We start from the raw sequence: 22773 nt of genomic DNA on the forward strand, positions 1-22773 counted from the left end.
CATGTCCGAAACCCTGCGCGATCTGTTTCTGCTCGACCCCGAGCTGGTGTTCCTCAACCACGGCTCCTTCGGTGCCCTGCCGCGCGAGGTCTGGGAAGCGCAGCAGCGCTGGCAGCTGGAGATGGAACGCAATCCGGTGGCGTTTCTGGGCCGGCGCTCGGCGATCCTGCTGCGCGAGGCGCGCGAAGCGCTCGGCACGGCGCTGGGCGCAGCGGCCGGACATCTGGTGTTCATGCCCAATGCCACCACCGGCGTGAACGTGGTGGCGCAGTCGCTGCGCCTGCAGGCCGGCGATGAGGTGCTGGCCAGCGATCTGGAATACGGCGCCTGCGACGCGGCCTGGGAACATCTCTGCGCCAGACAGGGCGCGCACTACCGGCGCGTGGAGATCCCCCTGCCCTATCAGCGCGAGCACGTGCTGGCGCGCCTGCTCGCTGCCATCACGCCGCGCACGCGCCTGATTTTTCTCAGCCACATCAGCTCCACCACCGCGCTGATTCTGCCGGTGGCCGAGCTGTGCCAGGCGGCGCGCGAGCGCGGCATTCTCACGCTCATCGATGGCGCACACGCGCCGGGCCAGATCGCGCTGGACATCGAAGCGGTGGGCGCGGATTTCTACGCGGGCAACTGCCACAAATGGCTGTGCGCACCCAAGGGCGCGGGCTTTCTCTACGCGCGGCCCGAGCATCACGGCCTGCTCGAACCCACGGTGCTGAGCTGGGGTTATGCCGCCAGCCGCGCCGGACATTCGGGCTTCGATGCGTATCTGGGTCGCAGCCTGTTCGAGCGGCGCATGCAGTGGCAGGGCACGCGCGATATCTCGGCCTGGCTGGCGGTGCCGGCGGCGCTGGCCTTTCAGGCGCGGCACGACTGGCCGGCGCAGCGCGCACGCTGTCATGCCCTGGCCGCGCAGGCCCTGCACACGCTCACGCAGCGCTTCGGCCTGTCCCCCATCGCACAGGATCAGGACTGGGCGCAGATGGTGGCGATTCCGGTGCCGGCGCAGGACCCCGAAAGCCTGCGGCGAAGCCTGTTCGAAGACAGCGGCATCGAAATTCCGGTGACGTATCACGGTGGCCAAGTGTTCGTGCGCCTCTCGGTGCAGGCCTACAACTCGGCGGATGATGTCGCTCGTCTGCTCGCCGCACCCGCCCTGCAGATCGGCGCTTGACGGCATCGCGCTTTGCTCTCAGTATCCGCGCCCATGTTGAACGCCATCACCATCCGAGCCCGAGCTGCCAGCCGCCGCGCCATGCGCTGCGCGGCCTTGCGCGTTTGCCGGAACCGGGATCGGATCAGCTAGCAAAAACCCCAGACCAGCAACACGAAAAGGCCGCGGACTCCGCGGCCTTTTTTGTTGTTCGCCTTTTCGCAAACCACCCGAAGAACCGTCATGAACACCGTCGTCGAAGGCCATCCCCGCCATCTCATGAACATCACGCCCAGACCCGAGGCCGTCATGGTCCGCGGTCGCGGCTCCTGGCTCTGGGACAGCGCCGGCCGTCGCTATCTGGACTTCGTGCAGGGCTGGGCCGTGAACTGCCTGGGCCACAGCCATCCGGCGCTGACGCAGGCGCTCACGCAGCAGGCCGGCGAGCTGCTCACGCCCAGCCCGGCGTATCACAACGCCCAGGCCCTGCGCCTGGCGACGCGGCTGGCGCAGCTCACGGGTCTGGCGCAGGTGTTCTTCGCCAGCTCCGGTGCCGAGGCCAATGAGGGCGCGATCAAGCTCGCACGCAAATGGGGCCGCCTGCATCGCGGCGGCGCCTGGAAGATCATCACCCTGCACAAGGGCTATCACGGCCGCACCCTGGCGACGATGTCGGCCACCGGCAAGCCGGGCTGGGGCAGCATGTTCGCGCCGCAGGTGCCGGGCTTCGTCAAGGCCCAGCTCAATGATCTGGCCAGCGTCGAGGCGCTGATCGATGCCGACACCGTGGCGCTGATGCTGGAGCTGGTGCAGGGCGAGGCCGGTGTGCACGGCGCCACGCCCGAGTTTGCGCAGGGTTTGCGCCAGCTCTGCGATCGTCACGGCCTGCTGCTGATCGTCGATGAGGTGCAGACCGGCATCGGCCGGCTGGGCACGCTGTTCGGCTGCCAGCGCTACGGCATCAGCCCCGACATCATGACCCTGGGCAAGGGCCTGGGCGGCGGCGTGCCGCTCACCGCGCTGCTGGCCAGCGCCTCGGCGAGCTGCTTCGACTACGGCGAGCAGGGCGGCACCTTCTGCGGCAATCCCTTCACCGCCGCGGCCGGCAATGCGGTGCTGGACGTGGTGGCGCAGGCGGAATTCCTGGCCGAGGTGCGGGCGCGGAGCGCACAGCTGCAGGCCGGCCTGCGCGCGCTGCAGCAGCGCCATCAGCTTGCGGAGGTGCGCGCCTTTGGTCTGCTGCAGGCCCTGGAGCTGGGGCCGGGCCGCAATGCCACGGCGCTGGCCGCCGCCGCGCTGGAACGCGGTCTGCTGCTCAATGCGCCGAACCCCGGCTGCCTGCGTCTGATGCCGGCGCTGAACGTGCGCAGCGAGGAGATCGAGCAGATGCTGGAGATGCTCGATGCGCTGCTGGCCGAACCGTGCGCGCAGACACCCGCGCGCTGCGCGCTCAGCGCCTAGTGTCGTGAGTCAGAAATTCGCATGCGAATTCGCCGGTCTTTTTCGCGTCTGGCGGCGCTGCGCCTCCTCGCCATAGTCACCACTATGCCTCGTCGCCGCGCCTTGCCAGCCACGAAAAATCCTTGGCGACTTCATCAAGGAACTTCTGACTCACGACACCAGCGCGGCGCTCACCAGAAATCGCGATGCCCCTCGACGATTTCGGCTTCCAGCTCGGCGTAGGGACCGCGCACCTGCACCTGGCGCTGCCCGGCGGCAAACACCTGCCGGCAGTCCAGGTCCAGGGTGAGGTTTTCGGGGTTATCACCGGTGAGCTGCGCCAGACGTTTTTCGGTGAGCCCGAACACCACGGTGCCGATGCCCACCCAGTAACAGGCGCCCGCGCACATGCAGCAGGGCTCCACCGAGGTGTACAGCGTGCAGCCGGCGAGAAACTCCGGACCGTAAGCCCGCGCCGCCGCGCGCGCGACATTGGCCTCGGCATGACCGACGCCGCCATCGCTCAGGTAGGTGTTGCCGGACTGCAGCAGCACCTCACCATCCGGCCCGACCAGCAGCGCGCCGAAGGGATGATTGCCATTGGCGCGGCTCTCGGCAGCGATGCGGATGGTGTCGCGCAGATGGCGAAGGTCGTCGGACATGGCGGGGAATCCTGGCGAAGGAAGCGGGCGGCTTTCAGCCAAGCAAGGTTCGCACCGCTGACGGTGCTGCCCCCTCACCCTGGCCCTCCGCCCCGCCGCAGTCGGTTCAGGAATGCCCCCTCTCCCCCTCGCGACGCGACGAGGGAGAGGAAACATTCAGAACCCCAGCTCGCTCAAACCCGGATGCTCGTCCGGACGCCGGCCTGCCGGCCAGCGGTATTGGCGTTCGCTCTGCGCAATCGGCGCGTCATTGATGCTGGCCACGCGGCGGCGCATCAGGCCCTGCTCGTCGAACTCCCAGTTCTCGTTGCCATAGCTGCGGAACCATTGCCCGCTGTCGTCATGCCATTCATAGGCGAAGCGCACGCTGATGCGGTTGTCGCGAAATGCCCACAGCTCCTTGATCAGGCGGTAGTCCAGCTCGCGCTGCCATTTGCGGGTGAGGAAGGCGACGATGGCCTCGCGACCCTGGAAGAACTCGGCGCGGTTGCGCCAGTGGCTGTCCTCGGTATACGCCAGCGATACGCGCTGCGGATCGCGTGTGTTCCAGGCGTCCTCGGCCATGCGCACTTTCTGTGCGGCGGTCTGCTCGTTGAAGGGGGGCAGCGGTGGACGACTCATGGCGACTCCCGGCGATGGACCCGGGAGGCATGGTAACGCGCGCCGCTTCGCGCTTCAGCGCGAGGGATGCAGATGCAGATGCGGCTCGCCGTGCACATGCATGAAGCGCGCTTCCACCGGCACCAGGTGCAGCTGGCCGTGACGCACGCCGCGCTCGGCAATCAGCGAGGCGGCGAAGTCGCGCACTTCCTTCAGATGCCCGCGCAGCACGGTGACTTCCAGGCAGTCGTCATGATCCAGATGCACGTGCATGGTGGACAGGCACAGGCCGTGATGATCGTGCTGGTTGGCGGCCAGGCGGCTGGCGAGCTGGCGCTCGTGGTGATTGTAGACATAGCTCAGCGCCGCCACGCAGTGGCTGTCCGGTGCATCGTCCTGCTGCTGTTCCTGGCTCAGCTGCTGGCGCAGCAGATCGCGGAACGCCTCGGAGCGGTTCTCGTAGCCGTGGCGCTGCGCCCAGCGCTCGAAGTCTTCGGCCAGCTCGTCGTCCACGGATAAGGTGATGCGTTGCATGCTTGTCTCAGCTCCTGAACGCCGCCATCAGCTACGCCGCAGCACCACCGGCGCGCCGCCGTAGAGACGCTTGACCATCCACTGCGCCAGCGCCGAATCCAGATAGTCGGCATGACCGGGGAACCAGCGCACCAGCTCCTGCGCCAGCGAACGCGCGATTTCAAAGCGGCGCGGATTGTCGGCCAGCACCAGCAGGGCCTGCACCTCGCGCAGGGATTTCATCACCGACTCGTGCTCGTCGATATGGCACTGGCGCGGCGGAAACTCGGTACTGTTCATCCACTCCGCCTCCTCGCCGAAATGCGCCTCGGCGTGCGCGATGAACGCATCCAGATGCGCCAGCAGATCTTCGTCCGCGGCGCGCAGCAGCGCATCGACCTTCACCACGAAATCGCGGTGGGTCTCGTCCATCTTGTCGTAACCGAGCTTGTAGGAATCGGTCCAGGTGAAGGCGCTCGGCGCACTGGGCGTGGACATGGCGGTGGAACGCAGGCAGTGAAGTGGGTGGACAGTGTAACGGCTCCGCCCGGTACGACGCTCGCGCCTAGCTCGTCAGCCAGCGCGCCTTCGGCTGGAACCGCCCGGGCGACACCGGCTCGGCGCTCGGCGCGCCCAGCACCAGCGGCGCGACCACGCGTTCCTCGGCATTCAGATGCAGCAGGCGGCGGCCTTCCGGCGAATCGAGAAAGGGCTGCGCCATGCTCACCCAGCAGCTGCCCAGGCCCATGCTGTGCGCGGCGAGCATGATGTTGTAGGCCGCCATCGCGCAGTCCATGTCGGCCAGGCTGCCGGGCTGCGTGGCGCAGACCACGATCAGGGCCGGCGCCCGAAACAGCACGTCGAACTCCGGACTCATGATCTCGTCGTGCAGCACATGCCGCTGCCCGCTCCGGACCAGCGACTGGCGCAGCGCCTGCGTGGCCTTGGCACTGAGCAGGGCCACGCGCGCCGGCTCGTCCAGCACCACAAAGGACCAGGGCTGCGCGTTCATGTGGCTGGGCGCCTGGCAGGCGATGTCGAGCAGCTCGCTGAGCACCGGCGCCTGCACCGCCTCGGGCAGAAAGTCGCGCACGGCGCGGCGCTGGGCAATGGCTTCTAGCAGTTTCATGCGAAGGACGACTCGTGTATCGGAAGGTGGCGCGTCGCGCGATCAGCTGCGCAGCGCGTTCTTGATCTGGCCGTAACCGGTCTTCAGCGTCTCGACCAGCAGCTGCGCCGCCGCCTGCAGCTCGCTCTCGGCCTGGCCACCGGCGACTTCGGCGCGCTGCACCTGTTCCTTGAGCCGCGCCCAGTCCTGCTCCAGCTGCTGCCAGCGCGTGCCGGCCTCGGCCTTGAGCAGATGGGCTTGCAGCTTGAGTTCGTCGCGCAGCAGTTCCAGTGCTTGCAGCTCGTTGTGCAAGGCCAGTTTGAGTCGGGTCATGGCGCTTTCTCCGGTGGATGAAGGCCCGGCCAGTCTGCGCGTGGCGCCGCCGGCCACGCCCTGACTTGCGTCAATCGCCCCGGCTGAATTGATCTGCGTCACCGCCAGCCGGGCGGCACCGGCATAAAAAACATGGAGACACCGAGCAAGGACATTGCAATGACTGCCGAGCGCACGCGATCACTGATGAGCAGCGTGGATCGCGCCTGGCTGGAGATGGACGAGCCGCACAACCCGATGGTGGTGGCGGCGATCTTCCAGCTGGACGGCGGCGACGCCGCCACGCTGGGCAAAACCATCGTGCAGCGCCTGCTGCGCTACCCGCGCTTCCGTCAGCGCGCCGACGACCGTCGCAAGCCGCCGCTGTGGATCGAAAGCGAGGCCCCGGACCTGGACTATCACCTGCACCTGCGGCGTCTGGGCGGCGACGAGGACGCCGACACGCAGCTGCGGCAGGCGATTGCCAGCGAACTGGCCTTCAGCCTGGATCGCAATCGGCCGCTGTGGCGCCTGGTGGTGTTTGCGCAGCGCGGCGCACCGCTCACGGTGCTGTTTCGCGCCCATCACGCGATGGCCGACGGCATCGCCCTGATGCATCTGATGATGAGCTGCACCGACGAGGCGGTGACCCGGCTGCCGCACGAGATCGCCGCCATCGAACGGCGCGCGCACGGCGGGCCGCTGGGCGGTCTGATTGACCGGCTGATCGCCGCCAACCGCAGCCTGGAACTGCTGCGGCGCGTGGCGCACGAGGGCCTGGCGCATCCGGGCGAAGCGTTGCGTCAGCTGCGCGAAGGCCGCCATCTGCTGCACGCGGTGAACCGCCTGCTGCGTCTGCCGCAGAACAACCCGCAGGAACTGCGCAGGCCGCTGCGCGGGCATCGCGGTGTGGCCTGGATCGACGACGTGCCGCTGGCGGCGTTCCGCGCACGCGCCAAGGCGCTGGACGTGAAGCTCAATGATCTGTTCATGGCCTGGACCGCCGGCGCCCTGCACCGCTATCTGCGCAGCGTGCATCACGAGCTGCCGGAGAACCAGAACCTGCGCGTGTCGATTCCGGTGAACCTGCGCCCCGGCGACGGCGCGGAACTGGGCAATTACTTCGGCCTGGTGCTGCTCGACCTGCCGGTGGGCGTCTGCGATCCGCGTGCGCGCCTGCAGCTGGTCAGCGAGCGCATGCTCGCGCTGAAGGAATCGGGCGAAGCGCGCGCGGTCCTGCTGAGTCTGGCGGCGGCCGGACATCTGCCGCTGCCCATGGAGAAGCGTCTGGTGAATCAGGTGGCGGGCAAGGCGGCGGCGGTGGTGTCGAATCTGCGCGGGCCCGAACAGCCGGTGAGCATCGCCGGCCATGCCATCCGCAATCTGGTGTTCTGGCCGCCGCAGTCGGGCGGCATCGGCCTGGGCCTGAGCCTGTTCAGTTATGCCGGGCACCTGAGTCTGGGCGTGTGCGTCGATCAGGCCCTGATCGCCAATCCGCAGCGCCTGCTGCAGGCCTTCCGCGACAGCCTGAACGAAGACATCCTCATCGCCACGCCGCCGCAGACGAAGCGACGGCGGCGCAAGCGTGCCGCCTGAAGGCCGGCCGGGTGATGCAAACCGCTAGTGCAGCGCTGCCAACGAAACCTTAGGAGATGGCCGAGAGCTTTTCGCGCAGATCAAGGCGTGAGTCGGAGGCGTAGCCGGCATTACGGCGACGATGAACAACGCAGAGCTGCGCGAAAAGCGCCGGCCAGAACTAACGGTTTGTTGGCAGTGCTGCACTAGAGCTGCTCGGGCAGCGCCGCGCGGATCTGCGCCAGCGTGCAGTGCGTCAGATCGCGATCCTGCTCGCCGGCCAGCAGGCGATGCGTGGACTCGTCCAGATGCGGACGCAGGCGCCCCAGAAACGCCGGCGCCGCGATCAGATACAGCCGCGTGATTTCGCCGCGTGCGCGCGCCTGGTTCAGATGCTCGCCCACGCGCTTGGCGAAAGTCTCGGCGGTGTGCTCGGCGTAGGACTGCGGCGACTCGAACACGCCGCCACCGCCCCCGACCCGCGGTCCGTGTCCCGGGCGGTCGCTCTGCACCTCGTGCGGCTGACGCCGCGCATCGGCGTTGATCAGATCGGCGGTTTCGCACAGCTCGCCGTCGGCGGCAGTCTGCTGCAGCAGGCGCGCGCAGCCGGCATCGGCGACCACCACCCACACGCTGGGATGCTGCGGGGTTCCGGGCTTGTGTGTGTATTGACGTGGCATGGGCGGGCTCCTTCAGGGGCGGCGTTGCAGTTCGGCATCGCGCTCGCGATGCATCAGACGCGGGATGTGACCCAGGGCATCCACCAGCAGCTCCAGCACATCGTCCACCGCGAGAATGCCGCGCAGCCGGCCGGATGCATCGACCACCGGCGCGCGACGCACACCGGCCTCGCGCATGCGATCCAGTGCATCGAGCAGATCCTCGTTTTCCTCGGCGGTGATCAGCGGCTGGGCCATGAGATCAGCCAGCGTGAGTGCTTCCATCTGCACCTGCTGGGCGAGCACTTCCACCACCAGATCGCGATCGGTGACGATGCCGACCGGCCGCATCGTGCCGCCCTCGCGCTCGACCACCACCACACAGCCGACGTGATACTCGCGCATGCGGCGGGCCGCGTCGGCGATACCGGTGTCCGGCTCGGCCACCACCACGGTGGGGTTGCAGGCTTCATCCACGAACATGGCCAACCTCCTTGCACATCAACTCGTGAAAGCCAGGAACTGTCTCCAGTAGCGCGAGCCGGCTTGACCCATCCTGAATCCGCAGCAGCGTGGCGACGATGACGTGCGTCAAGACGCCGGCACATGGCATGCTGATCGTCCTGCCTCCCCCAGACTCCCGCTCATGCGCGCGCCGCTGACCCTGATTCTGCTGCTGCTCAATCTCGCCGCATTCGCGCTGGAAATGCGCAGCGGCGATGCCTTTGTCACACAATACGCGCTATGGCCCTACGGGCGCGGCTTTGCGCCCCTGCAGCTGCTCAGCAGCGGCTTTCTGCACGCCAACCTGCTGCACCTGGGCAGCAATATGCTGGGCCTGTGGATGTTCGGCCGCGAGGTGGAACGCGCGCTGGGCAGCACGCGCTTCGCCCTGTTGTACTTCGCGAGCCTGCTCAGCGCCGCGCTGACGCAGCTGCTGGTGGTCAGCGGCATGGCGGAAACCACGCCCACGGTCGGCGCGTCCGGCGCGGTGTTCGGCGTGCTGATGGCGTTTGCGATGCTGTTCCCGCGCCGCATCATCGTGCTGCTGTTTCCGCCGATTCCGATGCCGGCCTGGTTGTTCGTGCTGCTGTACGCGGCTTTCGAGCTCTATGCCGGCGTGCACGGCACCTTCTCGGGCGTGGCGCATTTCGCGCATCTGGGTGGTCTGCTCGGCGCCTGGCTGCTGATGCGCGGCTGGCGACGCCGTGTGGTGCGCAGCTGGTACTGAAAACAACGCCGGCCGATCAGCCCGTCAGCAGACGCCGCAGCCGCGCCGGCAGCTGGTTCATTTCATCCATCTCGCCGGTCGCCGCCGTCAGCGCGTGGCGGCGCTCGGCCTCGTCCAGCGGCTCGCTGCTCACCAGCTGCTGCGCCAGCACCGACTCATCGGCCTCCGAGGCATCCTGCCGGCGCTCGCGCAGGCGCCGCTGCAGCTCCGGCACCGGCGCCAGACAGGAGACGATGGCCATCGGCACCTGCAGGCGCTGCGCCAGCTGCTGAAACGCATAACGATCGGCGCGGCGCAGGAAGGCGGCATCGACGATGGCGATCTCGCCGCTGCCGATGATGGCGGTCGCGGCCTGCGCCAGACGCTCATAGGTGCGCTGCGAGGCATCGGGCCGATACAGCTCGGCGGACAGCGCCGTGCCGCTGCGCTGCAGCGGCGTCAGACCATGCAGGCGCTTGCGCTCCACGTCCGAGCGCACCCGCAGCGCCGGCAGGGTCTGCACCAGAAAGCCGCTGAGCCAGGTCTTGCCGGAACCGGACAGACCGTGCATCAGCACCAGGCCGCGATGCCGGCTGCCGCTCAGGCGCAGGGCGAGCTGCACATAGGCGCGCAGCTCGCCATCGAGCCGGTTGCGCGCGGCGCCACGCAGCTCATGGCGCCGCAAGGCGGCGACCTTGGCCCGCACCAGCGCGCGGTAAACCTCGTAGTAGCGCAGCAGCGCCACCGCCTCGTAATCACCACCGGCTTCCAGATAGCGGACGAGCAGGCGATAAGCCAGATCCTCGCGGCCGAAGCGGCGCAGGTCCATGCTGGTGAAGGCCAGATCATTGATCACATCCAGCCAGCGCAGCGCCGGATTGAACTCGATGCCGTCGAAGGCGGCGACGCCGCTGTCCAGCCGCACCAGATTGCCCAGATGCAGATCGCCATGCCCTTCGCGCACGCAGCCCTGCTGCAAGCGCTGCTGCATCAACGGCGCCAGCTGCGCATGCGTGACGCGGCTCCAGTCTTCCAGCTGCGTCAGCGCGGCGCGGGTATCGGCCTGCCGCAGGGTGCGCAGGCTGTCGAAGTTTTCCTGCACGCTGCGCCAGATCGCCTCCGGCTGTCCGTAGCCGCTGTCGGCGGCGGCGCTCGGCGCCTGCGCGTGAAACTGCGCCAGATGTGCGGCCAGTTCGTCGATCTCGTGTTCCTGCAGCGCCCCGGCCTGCAGCAGGCGATCCAGCTGGCAGTGCTGCGGGAACTGCCGCATCTTCACCGCATACTCCAGCACCTCGCCCTCGCCGCCGATGCGCGGCTGCGCCGGATGGCCGGTGATGGGCACCACGTCCAGATACAGGCCCGGCGCCAGACGCCGGTTCAGACGCAGCTCTTCACGACAGGCCTGCTCACGCTTGTCCAGGGTGCTGTAATCGAGAAAGCCCAGGTCGAGCCGCTTCTTGATCTTGTAGGCGAACTCGCCGGTGAGCAGCACCCAGGAGATATGCGTTTCGATCAGCTGCAGTCCGGCGACCGCATGCGGATAAGCGCGCGCATCGAGCAAGCCTTGAATGTCGATGCCGGCAGCGCTGACGGACATGGCGGGGTGGCCTGAGGCGGATCAGGGCCTGTTGACGCTATGGCAATGGCTGCGACGGAAAGGGCGCCCGGCGGCCTTGCGGGACTTGGCCTTGGAACCACCAGGGCCTGCGTCCTGCGCCGTGCCGGGCGCCCTTTCCGACAGCAATGCAGCGATTGTCCATAGCGTTAACAGGCCCTAGCGTCGTGGCCGTCGTCCCAGCCGTCGCAGCTCTTCGGCCAGGGTATCCAGATCGCAGGATTCACGCAGGGCATCGGCCTGGGCCAGACACTGCTGCAACTGCGATTCGGCGGGCGGCGCGTCTTCGCCACCCAGTCCATCGGGCTCCAGGGTGTCGAAGGCGCCACGCAGATCCACCGGTGCCTCGCAGGCTTCGATCTCCAGATCATGCCAATGCGCCAGCGGCCATTCGTCGATGGTGCCGTCGAAGTATTCCAGCTCCACGCTATGCGTCTGGGCATCCACCGCCAGCACCTGGAACGGCTGCGGCCGATCTGCACGCCGATACCAGGCGCCGACTTCCGGCTGCTGCGCGTAACTCATGACACTCGCTCCAAGCCTGGCTGCTGATGATGCGTCTGACGATGCGACCGGCTGCCCTGCTGCGCATTGACGCCGGTCAGCACGCTCTTGCGCTATCGCCGCCAGACACTCGCCAGCCAGTTGCGCTGCTCGGGCGGCAGATGACTGGGCCGGTAGTAATGCTCCAGCTCGGTGAAGCCGGCGGCATTCAGAAAGCCGCGCCAGGACGCCAGATCGTGATGCACGCCATAGCGATCGCCATACCAGCCCTCATGATTCTCGCCACGCGGATTGGAGGAAAACAGCACGCCGCCGGGCTTGAGCGTCTCGCGCAGCTGGCCCAGCACGCGCGGCAGTTCGGCGCTGGGCACATGGAACAGCGAGGCATTGGCAAAGACGCCGTCGAAGGCAGCGGCCGGCAAGTCCAGCGCCAGAAAACTCTGCTGCAGGATTTCGCAAGCGCTGTGCTCGCGCGCCATCTGCGCGAAGGCCTCGCAACCTTCCAGGCCCACGGCGATGTGGCCCAGCTCGGTGAAGGCCTTCAGATCGCGGCCCGGGCCGCAGCCGAAGTCGAGAATCCGCAGCGGCGGCTCGCCATGCAGATGACGCAGCAGCGCCTCGATGTTCTGACGTACGTCGTGATCACGCGTGCCGGCCCAGAACGCTTCGGCATTGCCCTGATAGTTGGCCAGGGTGCGCGCCACGATCCGCTGCAGCTTCTCCATATCCCGTTCCCGCTTCTGAATGAGGGTTTGTGCCGCTCATTCTGCGCGCCGCACCGTTGGTCGGTCACGCGCCTGCACCGTTTGTCGGCCACAACGCCCGCTGCCTTCACGGCGCCGACCGCTGGGCGCGTGGTCTGCTGCCTTCAATCGCCATGCCCGGCTCCGGCTCTTTCCAGCGCGGGCCGCGCTGTCGATATTGCCTGCGCCGGCACTCACGCGAAACCGGGGGCCGGCGAGGAGAGTGTCATGATCAATTTCATCCTGATGTCGCTGCTGATCGTCCTGGTGCTCCTGGCCCTGCTGGACGCCGGCATGATCTACAAGCTCAACCGCCGCTGCCTGCAGATCGAGCGTGACGGCGCCCACGACGCCGGCCTGCTGCGCTGGTACACCGACGGTTTCGGCGTGATGCAGCGCTGGGCGCGCTGGCTGCGCGACACCAGTCTGGTGCTCGCCGTGTTCGCGATGATTCTTGGCGCACATCCGGCCCTGATCGTCGCCACCATCCTCACCACCGCGCTGATCCAGTACGAGCGCCATTACACGCGCCATTGCCGGCGCTGCCATCGCCTGCATCAAGGCACGCCGCGGATGATGATGCGGCCCTGAGCCGGAGGTTCAGGCATTGAGCCTGCGCTCTGCCAGCGGCGGCGGCGTGTACTGATACAGCCAGGTTTCCGTCAGCGGCTTGCCGGCCAGGCGCAGGAACAGGCGCAGGTCGATGGGTTCGGTTCTGGCGTCGGGCACCAGATCGAACATCGCGCGCCAGCCGTGCAGCGCTTCCAGCGGCCGTGCCGAGACGATCTCCACACGCCCGCGCGAGGCGCTGATCACCGCTTCCACCGGCGCGTTGCTGGGCAGCTGCGCCAGCGCGCCGCCGGCGAAGTCCACGGCGAAGCGCCAGGAAAAGTATTGCTGGGGCTTGCCGATCACGCCGCCGATGCCAGTGCGTGTGGCCTGCGTGAGCGCCAGCGGCGCCTGCACCGGTGCGCGCGCGCCCCAGTGCAGCTTGTAGGCGTACAGGTACTCGCGGCCCACTTCCATGGCCTGCTCGGGATTCCAGAACGCCACGATGTTGTCGTGCGTTTCATCCGGCGTGGGAATCTCCACCAGCATGATGCTGCCAGCGCCCCAGCCGCTTTTCGGTTCCACCCACAGACAGGGGCGGCGGTCGTAGAACACGCCATCGTCCTGGTAGTGATCGAAGTTGCGGTCGCGCTGCATGAGGCCGAAGCCGCGCGGATCCTTGTCGGCGAAGGCGTTCACGCGCAGGCCGCGCGGATTGTTGAGCGGCCGCCAGATCCATTCACCGCCGCCGCTCCACATCTGCAGACCGTCGCTGTCGTGGATTTCCGGCCGCCAGTCCTGATCCACGCGCCGGTCATTCTCGGCGCTGAGAAACATGCTGGTCAGTGGCGCAATCCCGATACGGTCGATGACGCGACGCGGATACACCGCTGCGTCCACTTCCATCACCAGGGTCTCGCCGGGCGTGAGGCTGAAGCGGTAGGCGCCGGCGGCGCTGGGCGAATCCAGCAGGCCGTAGACCACCACCGTGCTCGCGCCCCTGGCGGGACGCTCCAGATACCAGGCGATGAAATTGGGAAACTCCTCGGGCGTGCCCATGCCGCAGTTGATCGCCAGCCCGCGCGCCGACAAGCCGTACTGCTTCTCGCCGCCCACCGCGCGAAAGTAGGACGCGCCCTGAAAGGCCGCGACGTCGCGCACCCAGTCGTCCTGATAGTTGAGGCGAAAGCCGGCGAAGCCGAGATTGGCCGGCAGCGCGCCGCGCTTCAGGCCGCTGCGGCCGTAGTCGAACATCGCGCTGTCGTAGGCGATCTCGCGCGCCTGGCCGCCGACCACCTCGTACAGATGCACCGGCGTGCGCACGGTGAAGCCCAGATGGAAGAAACGCGCCTGGAAGTTGAGCTGCTGGTCGCGCCACAGCGCGTGCTCGTCCCGAAAGCGGATCGACTGCCAGCGATCCCAGTCCAGATCGGCCACCGGCTTGGGCAGCGCCGCGCCCGGCGGCTGGTAAGCCACCACGGCCAGCGCACGCGCCCGCCCCTTGAGCGCGGCAAAGTCGAAGTTCTGCGTCGGGCCGATGGACTTGAGCGGCTCGGCCTGCGCGGCGCGCGCCAGCAGCAGCGCGGGCAGCGGCAGGCAGGCGGCGACTGCGGCGCCGGCGGACTGCAGGAGTTGTCGTCGATTCATGGCGATGAGCTTATGGCAAAGCGCTGCGGTGTCGGCAATCCGTCACCGGCCCGACACAGGCGCGGCACCGGCGGCGGCGCGGCGCCGCCCGACGGTAGACAGTGCGCAAGTCCGTGGCAAAGAATTTGCTCGAATCCTGACGAGGCTTTTGGTACAGCGTCTGAACGACGGAGCGGACCATGCAGGCACCTGACTTTGCGCAGTGGGCGGCGCCGGGCTTCACCCGGCAGGATCTGGTCTTTTTATTCGAGCACTTCCCGGTCAAGGGCGTAGACGCGGTGGCGGCGGCGCAGCGGGTGATCGAACAACCTTCGACGCTCGATTCGGTGCTGGAAGCCGATTACGTGTTCGACGCCATCCAGGATCGTCGGCAACTCTGGCTGGAAGTCTCGCCCAAGCTGTTCTTCAACATCCTGCTGCGCCGCTGCCTGCCCGGGCGACGCAATGCCAGCGAGCGCGAGGCGATCCATTACCTCGCCAATCTGCTGGGCCTGTTCACCGACGCCGAACGTCTTTACCGCGTCTCGCGCGATGACGAAGCCAATTACCAGTATCTGGTCGATCTGGTCGCCGCTGCCGCACAGTCCAGCCCCGAGCGCGGCTTTCTGGTGCAGTCGCATATCGGCAACTTCGCGCTGTTCACCGCCGGCATCCGTGCCGAATGGGTCGAGCACCGCCACCGCTACAAGCGCCGTCCGGTGACCGTGGAGTACTACTGCAAGATGGGCCAGTCGTACTACTTCACGGCCTCCAGGCATCCGCTGGCCAGCGCGTTCGGCGTGCAGCAGGTGTTTCGCGAACTCTCGGCGCGCTTCGGCTATTACCGCGAGGGCCTGGCGAAGATGGCGCAGGAGTATCTGCCGCATTGAACGCGATACAGCGCCGCGCCAAGGGGCGGCGCTGATCCCGCTCAGTCCGCCTGCGCCAGCAGCCGCGCATTGCCGCCCACCGCTGCGGTGTTCACGGTCAGCGTGCGCTCGCTGACGAAACGCAGCAGATAGTGCGGGCCACCGGCCTTGGGGCCGGTGCCGGACAAGCCTTCGCCGCCAAAGGGCTGGGTGCCGACCACGGCGCCGGTCATGCCGCGATTCACATAGCAGTTGCCCACGCGCGCCCGCTGCTGCACGCGCCGCCAGGTGCTTTCGATGCGGCTGTGCACGCCCAGGGTCAGGCCGTAGCCGCTGGCATTGAGCGAGTCGATCACCGCGTCCAGCTCCTTGGCGCGATAGGAGCAGACGTGCAGGATCGGCCCGAAGCGTTCCTCGCCGATCTGCGCGATGTCCCGCACCTGCGCCAGCAGCGGCGCAAAAAAATATCCGGCGCCGGTCTCGGGCGGCAGGCTCAGCTCGGCCAGCACGCGCCGCTCGGCACGCAGCTGCGCGGCGTAAGCGTTCAACGCCGCCTGCGCCGGCGCATCGATCAAGGGGCCGAGGTCGCTGGCCAGCAGCGCCGGATCGCCGATGCCGAGTTCCTGCATGGCGCCGATCAGCATCTGCACGGTGCGCTCATAAATCTCCTCCTGCAGATACAGGATGCGCAGACAGGAGCAGCGCTGCCCGGCAGAGTAGAACGCTGATTGCAGCGCGTCCTTCACCACCTGCTCCGGCAGCGCGGAGGAGTCGACGATCATCGCGTTCTGGCCGCCGGTTTCGGCAATCAGCACCGGCAGTGCCTGTTCGCCGCCGGCCAGGCTGCGCGCGATGCTGCGCGCCACCGGCAGCGAGCCGGTGAAGGCCACGCCGGCCAGCTGCGGCAGCGCGCAGAGCGCCGCGCCCAGGGCGCCATCGCCGGGCAGCAGCTGCAGCACCGCGCGCGGCAGGCCACAGGCATGCAGCAGCTGCACCATGCGCGCGGCGATCAGACTGGTCTGCTCGGCGCTCTTGGCCAGTACGCAGTTGCCGGTCACCAGGGCCGCCGCAATCTGCCCGCTGAAAATCGCCAGCGGAAAATTCCAGGGCGAGATGCAGACGAACACCCCGCGACCATGCAGCTGCAGCTCGTTGTGCTCGCCGGTGGGGCCCGGCAGGGTCTGCGGCGCGGCCATCAGGGTGTGCGCCTGGCTGGCGTAATAGCGCAGCAGATCCACCGCCTCGCGCCATTCGGCCAGGGCATCGGGCAGGGTCTTGCCGGCTTCGCGGACCAGCAGCACGAGAAACTCCGCGCGTGCGGACGCCAGGGCATCGGCGGCCTGCTCCAGCAGCGCAGCGCGTGCCCGCACACCGCGCGCGTTCCAGGCTGGCTGCGCCTCGCGCGCCGCCTGCAGTGCGGCCGGCAGATCCTCCGGCGCGGTGGCACGCCAATGCCCCAGCAGCTGGCGGGTGTCGGCGGGATTGCGCACCGCCTGCCAGGCACTTTCCGCGCTGTTCTGCGCCAGCAGCGGCTCGGCGCGCGCCAGCGGCAGGCTGCCGCGCAGTTCTTCCGCCAGCTGCAACAGCCCTGGTTCATCGGCGAAGCTCAGACCGCACGAATTGCGTCGCGACGGGCCATACAGCGCCACCGGCAGCGGCAGCTGCGGATTGCGCTTGTCTTCCAGCGCGGCACAGGCCGCGACCGGATCGGCGGCCAGCTGCTCCGGCGGCAGCTGTTCGTCGAAGATGCGATTGACGAAGGAGGTGTTGGCACCGTTCTCCAGCAGGCGCCGCACCAGATACGGCAGCAGATCGGCGTGCGCGCCCACCGGCGCGTAGACGCGGCAGGGCAGCTGCAGCTGATCCTGCACCAGGGCATGCAGCGCCTCGCCCATGCCATGCAGACGCTGATACTCCCAGTGGCTGGCATCGCCGGCCATGGCCTGCACGGCGGCGATGGTCTGCGCATTGTGCGTGGCCAGCATCACGTAGAAATGCGGGCGCGCGTCCAGCAGCTTGCGCGCGCAGGCCAGGTAGGCGACATCGGTATTGAGCTTGCGCGTGTAGACCGGATAGTCCGCCAGGCCCTGCTCCTGCGCGCGCTTGATCTCGCTGTCCCAGTACGCGCCCTTCACCAGCCGCACGGGGATGCAGTGGCGCTGCGCGCGCGCCAGCTGCTCCAGGTATTCGATCACCGCCAGCGCGCGCTTCTGGAAGGCCTGCACGGCCAGACCCAGACCGTCCCAGCCGCGCAGCGATTCGTCCTGCAGCACGCTCTCGAACACATCCAGCGACAGCTCCAGGCGCTCGGCCTCCTCGGCATCGACGGTCAGCGCGATGCCTTGCGCGCGGGCCAGCTGCGCCAGCTGCAGCAGACGCGGCGTGAGTTCCTGCAGCACGCGGCGGCGCCTGGCGAATTCATAACGCGGATGCAGGGCAGAGAGCTTCACCGAGATGCCCGGCCGCGCGTGCAGCGCCTGCGCCGCGTCGCGGGCCTGCGCGCCGATGGCCTGGATCGCCTGCACGTAAGCCTCGAAGTAGCGCTGCGCGTCGGCGCCGGTCAGCGCCGCCTCACCGAGCATGTCGAAGGAATAGCGCTCCAGCGGCCGCTCGCGCGCCGCGGCATTGCGCAAGGCCTCGGCGATGTCGCGGCCCATCACGAACTGCGAGCCCATCAGACGCATGGCCTGGCGCATGGCCAGACGGATCACCGGCTCGGTGGAACTGCCCAGCAGCCGCGCGAACACCTGGCGCAGACTGCCGGTGTCCTCCGGCGCCAGCCGCACGATGCGGCCGGTGAGCATCAGGCCCCAGGTGGAAGCATTCACGAACAGGGAATCACTGCGCCCCAGATGCTGCTCCCAGGACGCGCCGCCGAGTTTGTCGGCGATCAGCTTCTCGGCCGTGTCGTCATCGGGAATGCGCAACAGCGCCTCGGCCAGACACATCAGCATCACGCCGGCCTCGGAGGACAGATCGTACTGACGCATGAAGGCGTCCAGTGCCGAACCGCGCTCGCGCTGCGCGCGCAGCTGTCGCACCCAGTCCGCCGCCTGCGCCGCGACACGCTGCGCCTGCGGCGCTTCGAGCCGCGCCAGCGGCAGCAGGCGCTGCAGCATCTGGTTTTCATCGGCCAGGTACTGCGCACTGATCGCGCCGCGCAAGGCCTCGCGCGCCGGCAGCGCCGAGTTCCACAGCCACCGCGCCTGCTGTCCGTCCATCACCGCCTCCGACGCCGCCGCGAGATGGCTCAATCTAGGGCCTGTTAACGCTGTGGTGGTCGCTGCGACTGAAGCTGTTTTGGCGCAGGGCAAGGCGGCAGACGCGCCGCTTGGTAACTCCAAGCCAGCGGCTGCCAACGCAGCCCTGCGCCAAAACAGCCCCGTCCCTTCGGGTTGCGCCAGAAATCGCGCCATGCGGCGTTGCGAAACTTGGCCTTGGAACCACCAAGGCCTGCGTTTCGCGCCTTGCCTGGCGCGATTTCTGGCAGCAACGCAGCGATCACCATAGCGCTAACAGGCCCTAGCGCGCCAGGGTTAAGCTCTCTTGAGGAACATTCTTCAAAAGCCCAGCCCGCGCATGCCGCCGTCCCCCGCCGCTGCACCGTCCGTCGCCCTGAGCCTGGTGAGCTGCCCGCAGGCGCAGGCCGAGGCCTTGGCGCGGGCACTGGTGGAACAGCAGCTGGCGGCCTGCGTGAGCGTGCTGCCCGGGATGCAGTCGGTGTATCGCTGGCAGGGTGCGGTGGAACAGGCCAGCGAGGCGCTGCTGCTGATCAAGCATCCGGCGCAGGACTTTGCGGCGCTCAAGGACGCGGTGCTGCGCCTGCATCCGTATGAACTTCCGGAACTGCTGATGGTCAGCGTCGATGCGGGTCATCGCCCGTATCTGGATTGGGTGCTGTCCGCTTGCGCCAAATGAACCGTCTTCTCGCGCTGTTGAGCCTGAGCCTGCTCGGCGCCGCCCCGGCGCTGGCTACGGGCGCGGCCTCGCTATGGTCGGCGCAAGCGCCGCAGCTGCTCAGCGTCGAACAGGCTTTCGCACTGCTGCCGGCCGAGCGCGGCAAGAACGGCGTGCAGCTGAGCTGGAACATCGCGCCGGGCACCTATCTCTACCGCGAGCGCATCCGCGTGGAGCTGCTGGAACCGCAAGGACTCAAGACCGGCGCGCTGCAGATGCCCGACGGCATCGCCCATCGCGACGAGCACTTCGGTGATGTGCACATTTTCCGTGGCCTGCTGCAGGCCACGCTGCCGCTGCACGGTCTGCGGCACAATGCCCTGCGTCTGCGCATTCACTACCAGGGCTGCGCCGATGCCGGCATCTGTTATCCGCCGCAGAGCGTAGAGCAGACCGTCCTGCCCTGAATACCGCCTTGCCGATCCTCACTATGCGCCGTTTCCTGCCGCTCGTCGCCGCCGCCGTCCTTGCCGTGCTGGCCGGCGTGCTGAGCTACCGATATCTCGCCGCACCCAAACTCCGCGAAACCGCCGAGGCCGCGCCGGAGCTGCGCTTCAACACGCTGGACGGCAAGGCCGTGGCGCTCAGGAGCCTGCACGGGCGCTGGGTGCTGGTGAATTTCTGGGCCTCCTGGTGCGCCCCCTGCATGGACGAGATTCCGCATCTGGTGCAGGCGCAGGCGGATTACGCCTCGCTGGGCCTGCAGATCATCGGTCCCGCCCTGGACGACGCCGAGGCGGTCAAACCGGTGCTCGGGCGCTTCGCGATGAATTACCCGGTGAGCGCCGATTTCGCCAGCGCCGATGCGGCGATGCGCGCTTTCGGCAATGACCGGGGGGTGCTGCCGTTCACGGTCCTGATCGACCCGGATGGCTTCATCGTGCAGCGCCATCTGGGCGGCCTGAGCGGCGAGGCCCTGGGTGAGCTCCTGCGCCGGCACCTCGGGCACTGAGCGCCGCCATACGCCTGCGACTGGAAATGCCCCCCTAAACATCCAGATTTGCCGGCATCGTGTCGGCAAATGCCGATATCTTGTTTTTGTGCGCTGCGCTACGGCAGAATCGGCTGATCCTCTTCACCGAGTCGCTCCACCTTGAGCCACCTGCTGCTGATCAACGGGCCCAATCTGAACCTGCTGGGCAGCCGTGAACCGGAGGTTTACGGCCGGCAGACCCTGGCTGACATCGAGCAGGCATTGAGCGCCGCCGCCGGCCAGCTGGGCCACCGCCTGAGCTGCTTCCAGAGCAATCACGAAGGCGCGCTGGTGGACCGCGTGCAGCAGGCCAGGCCCGAGGGCGTGGACTTTATCCTGATCAATCCGGGCGCCTACACGCACACCAGCATCGCCCTGCGCGATGCCCTGCTGGGCGTGGCCATCCCCTTCATCGAGGTGCACCTGTCCAACGTGCACGCGCGGGAAGCCTTCCGCAAGCACTCGTATCTGTCCGACATCGCCACGGGCGTGATCGCCGGCTGCGGCGCGCTGGGCTACCAGCTGGCCCTGCAGTCTGCGCACGAACGCCTCAATAAAACCAAAGCCTGAAGCTTCAGGCTCGCAACATCCCTAGGGAGGGATTCATGGATTTACGCAAGATCAAGACGCTGATCGAACTGGTGGAAGAATCCGGTATCAGCGAGCTGGAAGTCCGCGAGGGTGAAGAGTCGGTGCGCATCAGCCGCCAGTTCGCGGCGCCGCCGATGGCTTACGCCCAGCCGGCGATGGTCGCCGCGCCCGCACCCGCCGCCGTGCCGGTGGCGGCCGCGCCGGTGGCTGCGCCCGCCGCCCCGGCCGCGCCCAAGGTCGACACCCGTCATATCGTCAAGGCGCCGATGGTCGGCACCTTCTACCGCTCGCCCTCGCCGGGCGCCAAGGCTTTCGTGGAAGTGGGCCAGACCGTCAAGGCCGGCCAGGTGCTGTGCATCATCGAAGCGATGAAGATGCTCAACCAGATCGAAGCCGACAAGGCCGGCGTGGTGGTCGAGATCCTCGCCGAGAACGAAAAGCCGGTGGAGTTCGATCAGCCGCTGTTCGCCATCGAGTGATGGCCGGAACCACACGGCCATGAAAGAAATCAAGAAAATCCTGATCGCCAACCGCGGCGAGATTGCCCTGCGCATCCTGCGCTGTTGCCGCGAGCTGGGCATCAAGACCGTGGCGGTGTACTCCACCGCCGACCGCGAGCAGAAGCATGTGGCGATGGCCGACGAGGCCGTCTGCATCGGCCCGCCGCAGGCCGGCCGCAGCTATCTCAACATGGCGGCCATCATCTCCGCCGCCGAGGTCACGCAGGCCGACGCCATCCACCCCGGCTACGGCTTTCTCTCCGAGAACGCCGACTTCGCCGAGTCCGTGGAGAAGTCCGGCTTCATCTTCATCGGCCCGCGCGCCGAGACCATCCGCCTGATGGGCTCCAAGACCAACGCCAAGGCCGAGATGATCGCCGCCGGCGTGCCCTGCGTGCCCGGCTCCAACGGCGTGCTGCCGGAGGACGATGCCGAGTGCATCCGTGTCGCCGAGCAGGTGGGTTATCCGGTGCTGATCAAGGCGGCCTCCGGCGGCGGCGGTCGCGGCATGCACGTGGTGCGCAATCCTGAAGATCTGATCACCAAGATCCAGCTGGCGCGCAGCGAGGCGCTGGCCGCGTTCAAGGACGGCTCCGTGTTCATGGAGAAGTACCTGGAGACGCCGCGCCACATCGAGTTCCAGGTGCTGTCCGACGGCCAGGGTCATGCCATCCACCTCGGCGAGCGCGACTGCTCCATGCAGCGCCGCAACCAGAAGGTGGTGGAAGAATCCCCGGCGCCCGGCATCACCGAGGAGCAGCGCGAGGAAATCGGCAAGCTCTGCGTGGCGGCCTGCATCCGCATCGGTTATCGCGGTGCCGGCACCTTCGAATTCCTCTACGAGAACGGCCAGTTCTACTTCATCGAGATGAACACCCGCATCCAGGTGGAGCATCCGGTGACGGAGATGGTCACCGGCGTGGATCTGATCAAGGAAATGATCCGCATCGCCGATGGCAAGCCGCTGAAGAAGAAGCAGGCCAACATCAAGATGCGCGGCCATGCCGTGGAATGCCGCATCAACGCCGAGAACGCGCGCACCTTCGTGCCCTCGCCGGGCGAGATCAAGAAGTACCACGCGCCGGGCGGCCCGGGCATCCGCCTGGACTCGCACTGCTACGCAGGCTACAAGGTGCCGCCGCATTACGACTCGATGATCGGCAAGCTGATCGCCTACGGCTCCGACCGCAAGAGCGCCATCGCGCGCATGCGCCAGGCCCTGGCCGAGATGTTCATCGAAGGCATCCAGACCAACATCCCCTTGCAGCGCCGCATCATGAGCGACGCGGTGTTCAAGGAAGGCACGCACCACATCCATTACATGGAACACATGCTGGAAGACTGGGCCAAGGAAACGGATTGAAGTCTGCTTGTGTTGAAGCCTCACGCAAAGCCCCGGCACGTCCGGGGCTTTGCTTTTGTGGTAGCTGTGGATTTTGTAGGGCGGGTTAGGCGCGAGAGCGCCGTAACCCGCCAGGGCTTGGCTGTTGTTGCTTGGCGTTCCGCTCAATTGAGCCTTGGTTTCGTGCGCCTTCGGCGCCCGAGGTACTTCTCTTTGCTCGTGCAAAGAGAAGTACCCAAGAGAAAGCACGCCCTACGCCTCGCATCCGTCGCCGC

25 protein-coding genes are annotated in these 22773 nt (G+C 67.5%); 12 read left to right on the forward strand and 13 right to left on the reverse strand.

What is annotated here, in order from left to right; translation table 11 throughout:
- Position 1: 1 nt before the first annotated feature.
- Together BMY12_RS18450 and BMY12_RS18455 are read left to right on the forward strand one after the other, a co-directional pair.
- Positions 2-1171, forward strand: coding sequence for an aminotransferase class V-fold PLP-dependent enzyme (locus BMY12_RS18450; RefSeq protein WP_218140260.1), 1170 nt, complete (start codon positions 2-4; stop codon positions 1169-1171).
- Between the two features lie 222 nt (positions 1172-1393).
- Positions 1394-2611, forward strand: a complete 1218-nt coding sequence (locus tag BMY12_RS18455; RefSeq protein WP_093289338.1) for an acetylornithine transaminase — start codon at positions 1394-1396, stop codon at positions 2609-2611.
- A gap of 170 nt (positions 2612-2781) precedes the next feature.
- Here BMY12_RS18455 and BMY12_RS18460 read toward each other — a convergent pair whose 3' ends face one another.
- The 6 genes from BMY12_RS18460 to BMY12_RS18485 form a co-directional block, all read right to left on the reverse strand.
- Positions 2782-3252: a nucleoside deaminase gene (locus BMY12_RS18460; protein WP_093289339.1), complete on the reverse strand. Its 471-nt coding sequence runs from the start codon at positions 3250-3252 to the stop codon at positions 2782-2784.
- 156 nt (positions 3253-3408) lie between these two features.
- Positions 3409-3873, reverse strand: a complete 465-nt coding sequence (locus BMY12_RS18465; RefSeq protein ID WP_093289341.1) for a nuclear transport factor 2 family protein — start codon at positions 3871-3873, stop codon at positions 3409-3411.
- Positions 3874-3927: 54 nt separating this feature from the next.
- Complete coding sequence (nikR, locus tag BMY12_RS18470; protein ID WP_093289342.1) at positions 3928-4386, reverse strand: nickel-responsive transcriptional regulator NikR; 459 nt, start codon at positions 4384-4386, stop codon at positions 3928-3930.
- Between the two features lie 27 nt (positions 4387-4413).
- Positions 4414-4863 (reverse strand): hemerythrin domain-containing protein, encoded by a 450-nt coding sequence (locus BMY12_RS18475; protein ID WP_093289344.1) that lies wholly within the window; start codon positions 4861-4863, stop codon positions 4414-4416.
- A gap of 67 nt (positions 4864-4930) precedes the next feature.
- Positions 4931-5494 carry a nitroreductase family protein gene (locus tag BMY12_RS18480; RefSeq protein WP_093289345.1) on the reverse strand — a complete coding sequence of 188 codons (564 nt, stop codon included), beginning with the start codon at positions 5492-5494 and terminating at the stop codon, positions 4931-4933.
- A 42-nt stretch (positions 5495-5536) separates the two neighbouring features.
- The gene (locus BMY12_RS18485) at positions 5537-5806 is read right to left on the reverse strand and encodes a hypothetical protein (RefSeq protein WP_093289347.1); all 270 of its coding nucleotides are present in this window, start codon (positions 5804-5806) and stop codon (positions 5537-5539) included.
- 159 nt (positions 5807-5965) lie between these two features.
- On the opposite strand from BMY12_RS18485, the gene BMY12_RS18490 reads away from it, so the two are divergent.
- Positions 5966-7381 (forward strand): WS/DGAT domain-containing protein, encoded by a 1416-nt coding sequence (locus tag BMY12_RS18490; protein WP_177189073.1) that lies wholly within the window; start codon positions 5966-5968, stop codon positions 7379-7381.
- 185 nt (positions 7382-7566) lie between these two features.
- Here BMY12_RS18490 and BMY12_RS18495 read toward each other — a convergent pair whose 3' ends face one another.
- Entirely contained in the window at positions 7567-8040 is a 474-nt protein-coding gene (locus tag BMY12_RS18495; protein ID WP_093289350.1) for a host attachment protein, read from the reverse strand.
- A 12-nt stretch (positions 8041-8052) separates the two neighbouring features.
- Complete coding sequence (locus BMY12_RS18500) at positions 8053-8502, reverse strand: CBS domain-containing protein (RefSeq protein ID WP_093289352.1); 450 nt, start codon at positions 8500-8502, stop codon at positions 8053-8055.
- A gap of 163 nt (positions 8503-8665) precedes the next feature.
- On the opposite strand from BMY12_RS18500, the gene BMY12_RS18505 reads away from it, so the two are divergent.
- Positions 8666-9250, forward strand: a complete 585-nt coding sequence (locus BMY12_RS18505) for a rhomboid family intramembrane serine protease (protein ID WP_218140261.1) — start codon at positions 8666-8668, stop codon at positions 9248-9250.
- Positions 9251-9266: 16 nt separating this feature from the next.
- Here the strand turns inward: BMY12_RS18505 and BMY12_RS18510 are convergent, their stop codons facing one another.
- The 3 genes from BMY12_RS18510 to BMY12_RS18520 form a co-directional block, all read right to left on the reverse strand.
- Complete coding sequence (locus BMY12_RS18510) at positions 9267-10826, reverse strand: bifunctional aminoglycoside phosphotransferase/ATP-binding protein (protein ID WP_093289353.1); 1560 nt, start codon at positions 10824-10826, stop codon at positions 9267-9269.
- Between the two features lie 177 nt (positions 10827-11003).
- A complete protein-coding gene (locus BMY12_RS18515) occupies positions 11004-11369 on the reverse strand; it encodes a DUF6763 family protein (RefSeq protein WP_093289355.1) in 366 nt (121 codons plus the stop codon).
- Between the two features lie 92 nt (positions 11370-11461).
- Entirely contained in the window at positions 11462-12073 is a 612-nt protein-coding gene (locus tag BMY12_RS18520) for a class I SAM-dependent methyltransferase (protein WP_093289356.1), read from the reverse strand.
- A gap of 246 nt (positions 12074-12319) precedes the next feature.
- Between BMY12_RS18520 and BMY12_RS18525 the strand changes: the two genes are divergently transcribed.
- A complete protein-coding gene (locus BMY12_RS18525) occupies positions 12320-12682 on the forward strand; it encodes a hypothetical protein (protein ID WP_093289358.1) in 363 nt (120 codons plus the stop codon).
- 9 nt (positions 12683-12691) lie between these two features.
- Here the strand turns inward: BMY12_RS18525 and BMY12_RS18530 are convergent, their stop codons facing one another.
- Positions 12692-14287, reverse strand: coding sequence for an OpgD/OpgG family glucan biosynthesis protein (locus tag BMY12_RS18530; protein ID WP_093289359.1), 1596 nt, complete (start codon positions 14285-14287; stop codon positions 12692-12694).
- Between the two features lie 179 nt (positions 14288-14466).
- Here BMY12_RS18530 and BMY12_RS18535 point away from each other — a divergent pair, with 179 nt between their 5' ends.
- Positions 14467-15156 carry a hypothetical protein gene (locus BMY12_RS18535; RefSeq protein ID WP_093289361.1) on the forward strand — a complete coding sequence of 230 codons (690 nt, stop codon included), beginning with the start codon at positions 14467-14469 and terminating at the stop codon, positions 15154-15156.
- Positions 15157-15197: 41 nt separating this feature from the next.
- Here BMY12_RS18535 and putA read toward each other — a convergent pair whose 3' ends face one another.
- Entirely contained in the window at positions 15198-18356 is a 3159-nt protein-coding gene (gene putA, locus BMY12_RS18540; protein WP_093289362.1) for a bifunctional proline dehydrogenase/L-glutamate gamma-semialdehyde dehydrogenase PutA, read from the reverse strand.
- Positions 18357-18714: 358 nt separating this feature from the next.
- Between putA and cutA the strand changes: the two genes are divergently transcribed.
- The 6 genes from cutA to accC all read left to right on the forward strand — a co-directional run bounded on the left by cutA (position 18715) and on the right by accC (position 22519).
- Positions 18715-19053, forward strand: coding sequence for a divalent-cation tolerance protein CutA (gene cutA / locus BMY12_RS18545; protein WP_093289364.1), 339 nt, complete (start codon positions 18715-18717; stop codon positions 19051-19053).
- A complete protein-coding gene (locus BMY12_RS18550; RefSeq protein WP_093289365.1) occupies positions 19050-19499 on the forward strand; it encodes a protein-disulfide reductase DsbD N-terminal domain-containing protein in 450 nt (149 codons plus the stop codon). The genes cutA and BMY12_RS18550 overlap by 4 nt, the downstream gene beginning before the upstream one ends.
- Before the next feature lie 8 nt (positions 19500-19507).
- Positions 19508-20044, forward strand: coding sequence for a TlpA family protein disulfide reductase (locus BMY12_RS18555; protein WP_143069007.1), 537 nt, complete (start codon positions 19508-19510; stop codon positions 20042-20044).
- Between the two features lie 141 nt (positions 20045-20185).
- Positions 20186-20635 (forward strand): type II 3-dehydroquinate dehydratase, encoded by a 450-nt coding sequence (gene aroQ / locus BMY12_RS18560; protein WP_093289368.1) that lies wholly within the window; start codon positions 20186-20188, stop codon positions 20633-20635.
- 35 nt (positions 20636-20670) lie between these two features.
- Entirely contained in the window at positions 20671-21135 is a 465-nt protein-coding gene (gene accB / locus BMY12_RS18565; protein WP_093289370.1) for an acetyl-CoA carboxylase biotin carboxyl carrier protein, read from the forward strand.
- Positions 21136-21154: 19 nt separating this feature from the next.
- Positions 21155-22519, forward strand: coding sequence for an acetyl-CoA carboxylase biotin carboxylase subunit (accC, locus tag BMY12_RS18570; protein ID WP_093289371.1), 1365 nt, complete (start codon positions 21155-21157; stop codon positions 22517-22519).
- Positions 22520-22773 lie beyond the last annotated feature (254 nt).

This window comes from Solimonas aquatica, assembly GCF_900111015.1.
GTDB lineage: Bacteria > Pseudomonadota > Gammaproteobacteria > Nevskiales > Nevskiaceae > Solimonas > Solimonas aquatica.

Excerpts from the sequence above, each read along its gene's own strand:
- BMY12_RS18450 (WP_218140260.1), top strand. The coding sequence starts at position 2 with ATGTCCGAAACCCTGCGCGATCTGTTTCTGCTCGACCCCGAGCTGGTG.
- BMY12_RS18455 (WP_093289338.1), top strand. The coding sequence starts at position 1,394 with ATGAACACCGTCGTCGAAGGCCATCCCCGCCATCTCATGAACATCACG.
- BMY12_RS18460 (WP_093289339.1), bottom strand. The coding sequence starts at position 3,252 with ATGTCCGACGACCTTCGCCATCTGCGCGACACCATCCGCATCGCTGCC.
- BMY12_RS18465 (WP_093289341.1), bottom strand. The coding sequence starts at position 3,873 with ATGAGTCGTCCACCGCTGCCCCCCTTCAACGAGCAGACCGCCGCACAG.
- nikR (WP_093289342.1), bottom strand. The coding sequence starts at position 4,386 with ATGCAACGCATCACCTTATCCGTGGACGACGAGCTGGCCGAAGACTTC.
- BMY12_RS18475 (WP_093289344.1), bottom strand. The coding sequence starts at position 4,863 with ATGTCCACGCCCAGTGCGCCGAGCGCCTTCACCTGGACCGATTCCTAC.
- BMY12_RS18480 (WP_093289345.1), bottom strand. The coding sequence starts at position 5,494 with ATGAAACTGCTAGAAGCCATTGCCCAGCGCCGCGCCGTGCGCGACTTT.
- BMY12_RS18485 (WP_093289347.1), bottom strand. The coding sequence starts at position 5,806 with ATGACCCGACTCAAACTGGCCTTGCACAACGAGCTGCAAGCACTGGAA.
- BMY12_RS18490 (WP_177189073.1), top strand. The coding sequence starts at position 5,966 with ATGACTGCCGAGCGCACGCGATCACTGATGAGCAGCGTGGATCGCGCC.
- BMY12_RS18495 (WP_093289350.1), bottom strand. The coding sequence starts at position 8,040 with ATGCCACGTCAATACACACACAAGCCCGGAACCCCGCAGCATCCCAGC.
- BMY12_RS18500 (WP_093289352.1), bottom strand. The coding sequence starts at position 8,502 with ATGTTCGTGGATGAAGCCTGCAACCCCACCGTGGTGGTGGCCGAGCCG.
- BMY12_RS18505 (WP_218140261.1), top strand. The coding sequence starts at position 8,666 with ATGCGCGCGCCGCTGACCCTGATTCTGCTGCTGCTCAATCTCGCCGCA.
- BMY12_RS18510 (WP_093289353.1), bottom strand. The coding sequence starts at position 10,826 with ATGTCCGTCAGCGCTGCCGGCATCGACATTCAAGGCTTGCTCGATGCG.
- BMY12_RS18515 (WP_093289355.1), bottom strand. The coding sequence starts at position 11,369 with ATGAGTTACGCGCAGCAGCCGGAAGTCGGCGCCTGGTATCGGCGTGCA.
- BMY12_RS18520 (WP_093289356.1), bottom strand. The coding sequence starts at position 12,073 with ATGGAGAAGCTGCAGCGGATCGTGGCGCGCACCCTGGCCAACTATCAG.
- BMY12_RS18525 (WP_093289358.1), top strand. The coding sequence starts at position 12,320 with ATGATCAATTTCATCCTGATGTCGCTGCTGATCGTCCTGGTGCTCCTG.
- BMY12_RS18530 (WP_093289359.1), bottom strand. The coding sequence starts at position 14,287 with ATGAATCGACGACAACTCCTGCAGTCCGCCGGCGCCGCAGTCGCCGCC.
- BMY12_RS18535 (WP_093289361.1), top strand. The coding sequence starts at position 14,467 with ATGCAGGCACCTGACTTTGCGCAGTGGGCGGCGCCGGGCTTCACCCGG.
- putA (WP_093289362.1), bottom strand. The coding sequence starts at position 18,356 with ATGGACGGACAGCAGGCGCGGTGGCTGTGGAACTCGGCGCTGCCGGCG.
- cutA (WP_093289364.1), top strand. The coding sequence starts at position 18,715 with ATGCCGCCGTCCCCCGCCGCTGCACCGTCCGTCGCCCTGAGCCTGGTG.
- BMY12_RS18550 (WP_093289365.1), top strand. The coding sequence starts at position 19,050 with ATGAACCGTCTTCTCGCGCTGTTGAGCCTGAGCCTGCTCGGCGCCGCC.
- accB (WP_093289370.1), top strand. The coding sequence starts at position 20,671 with ATGGATTTACGCAAGATCAAGACGCTGATCGAACTGGTGGAAGAATCC.
- accC (WP_093289371.1), top strand. The coding sequence starts at position 21,155 with ATGAAAGAAATCAAGAAAATCCTGATCGCCAACCGCGGCGAGATTGCC.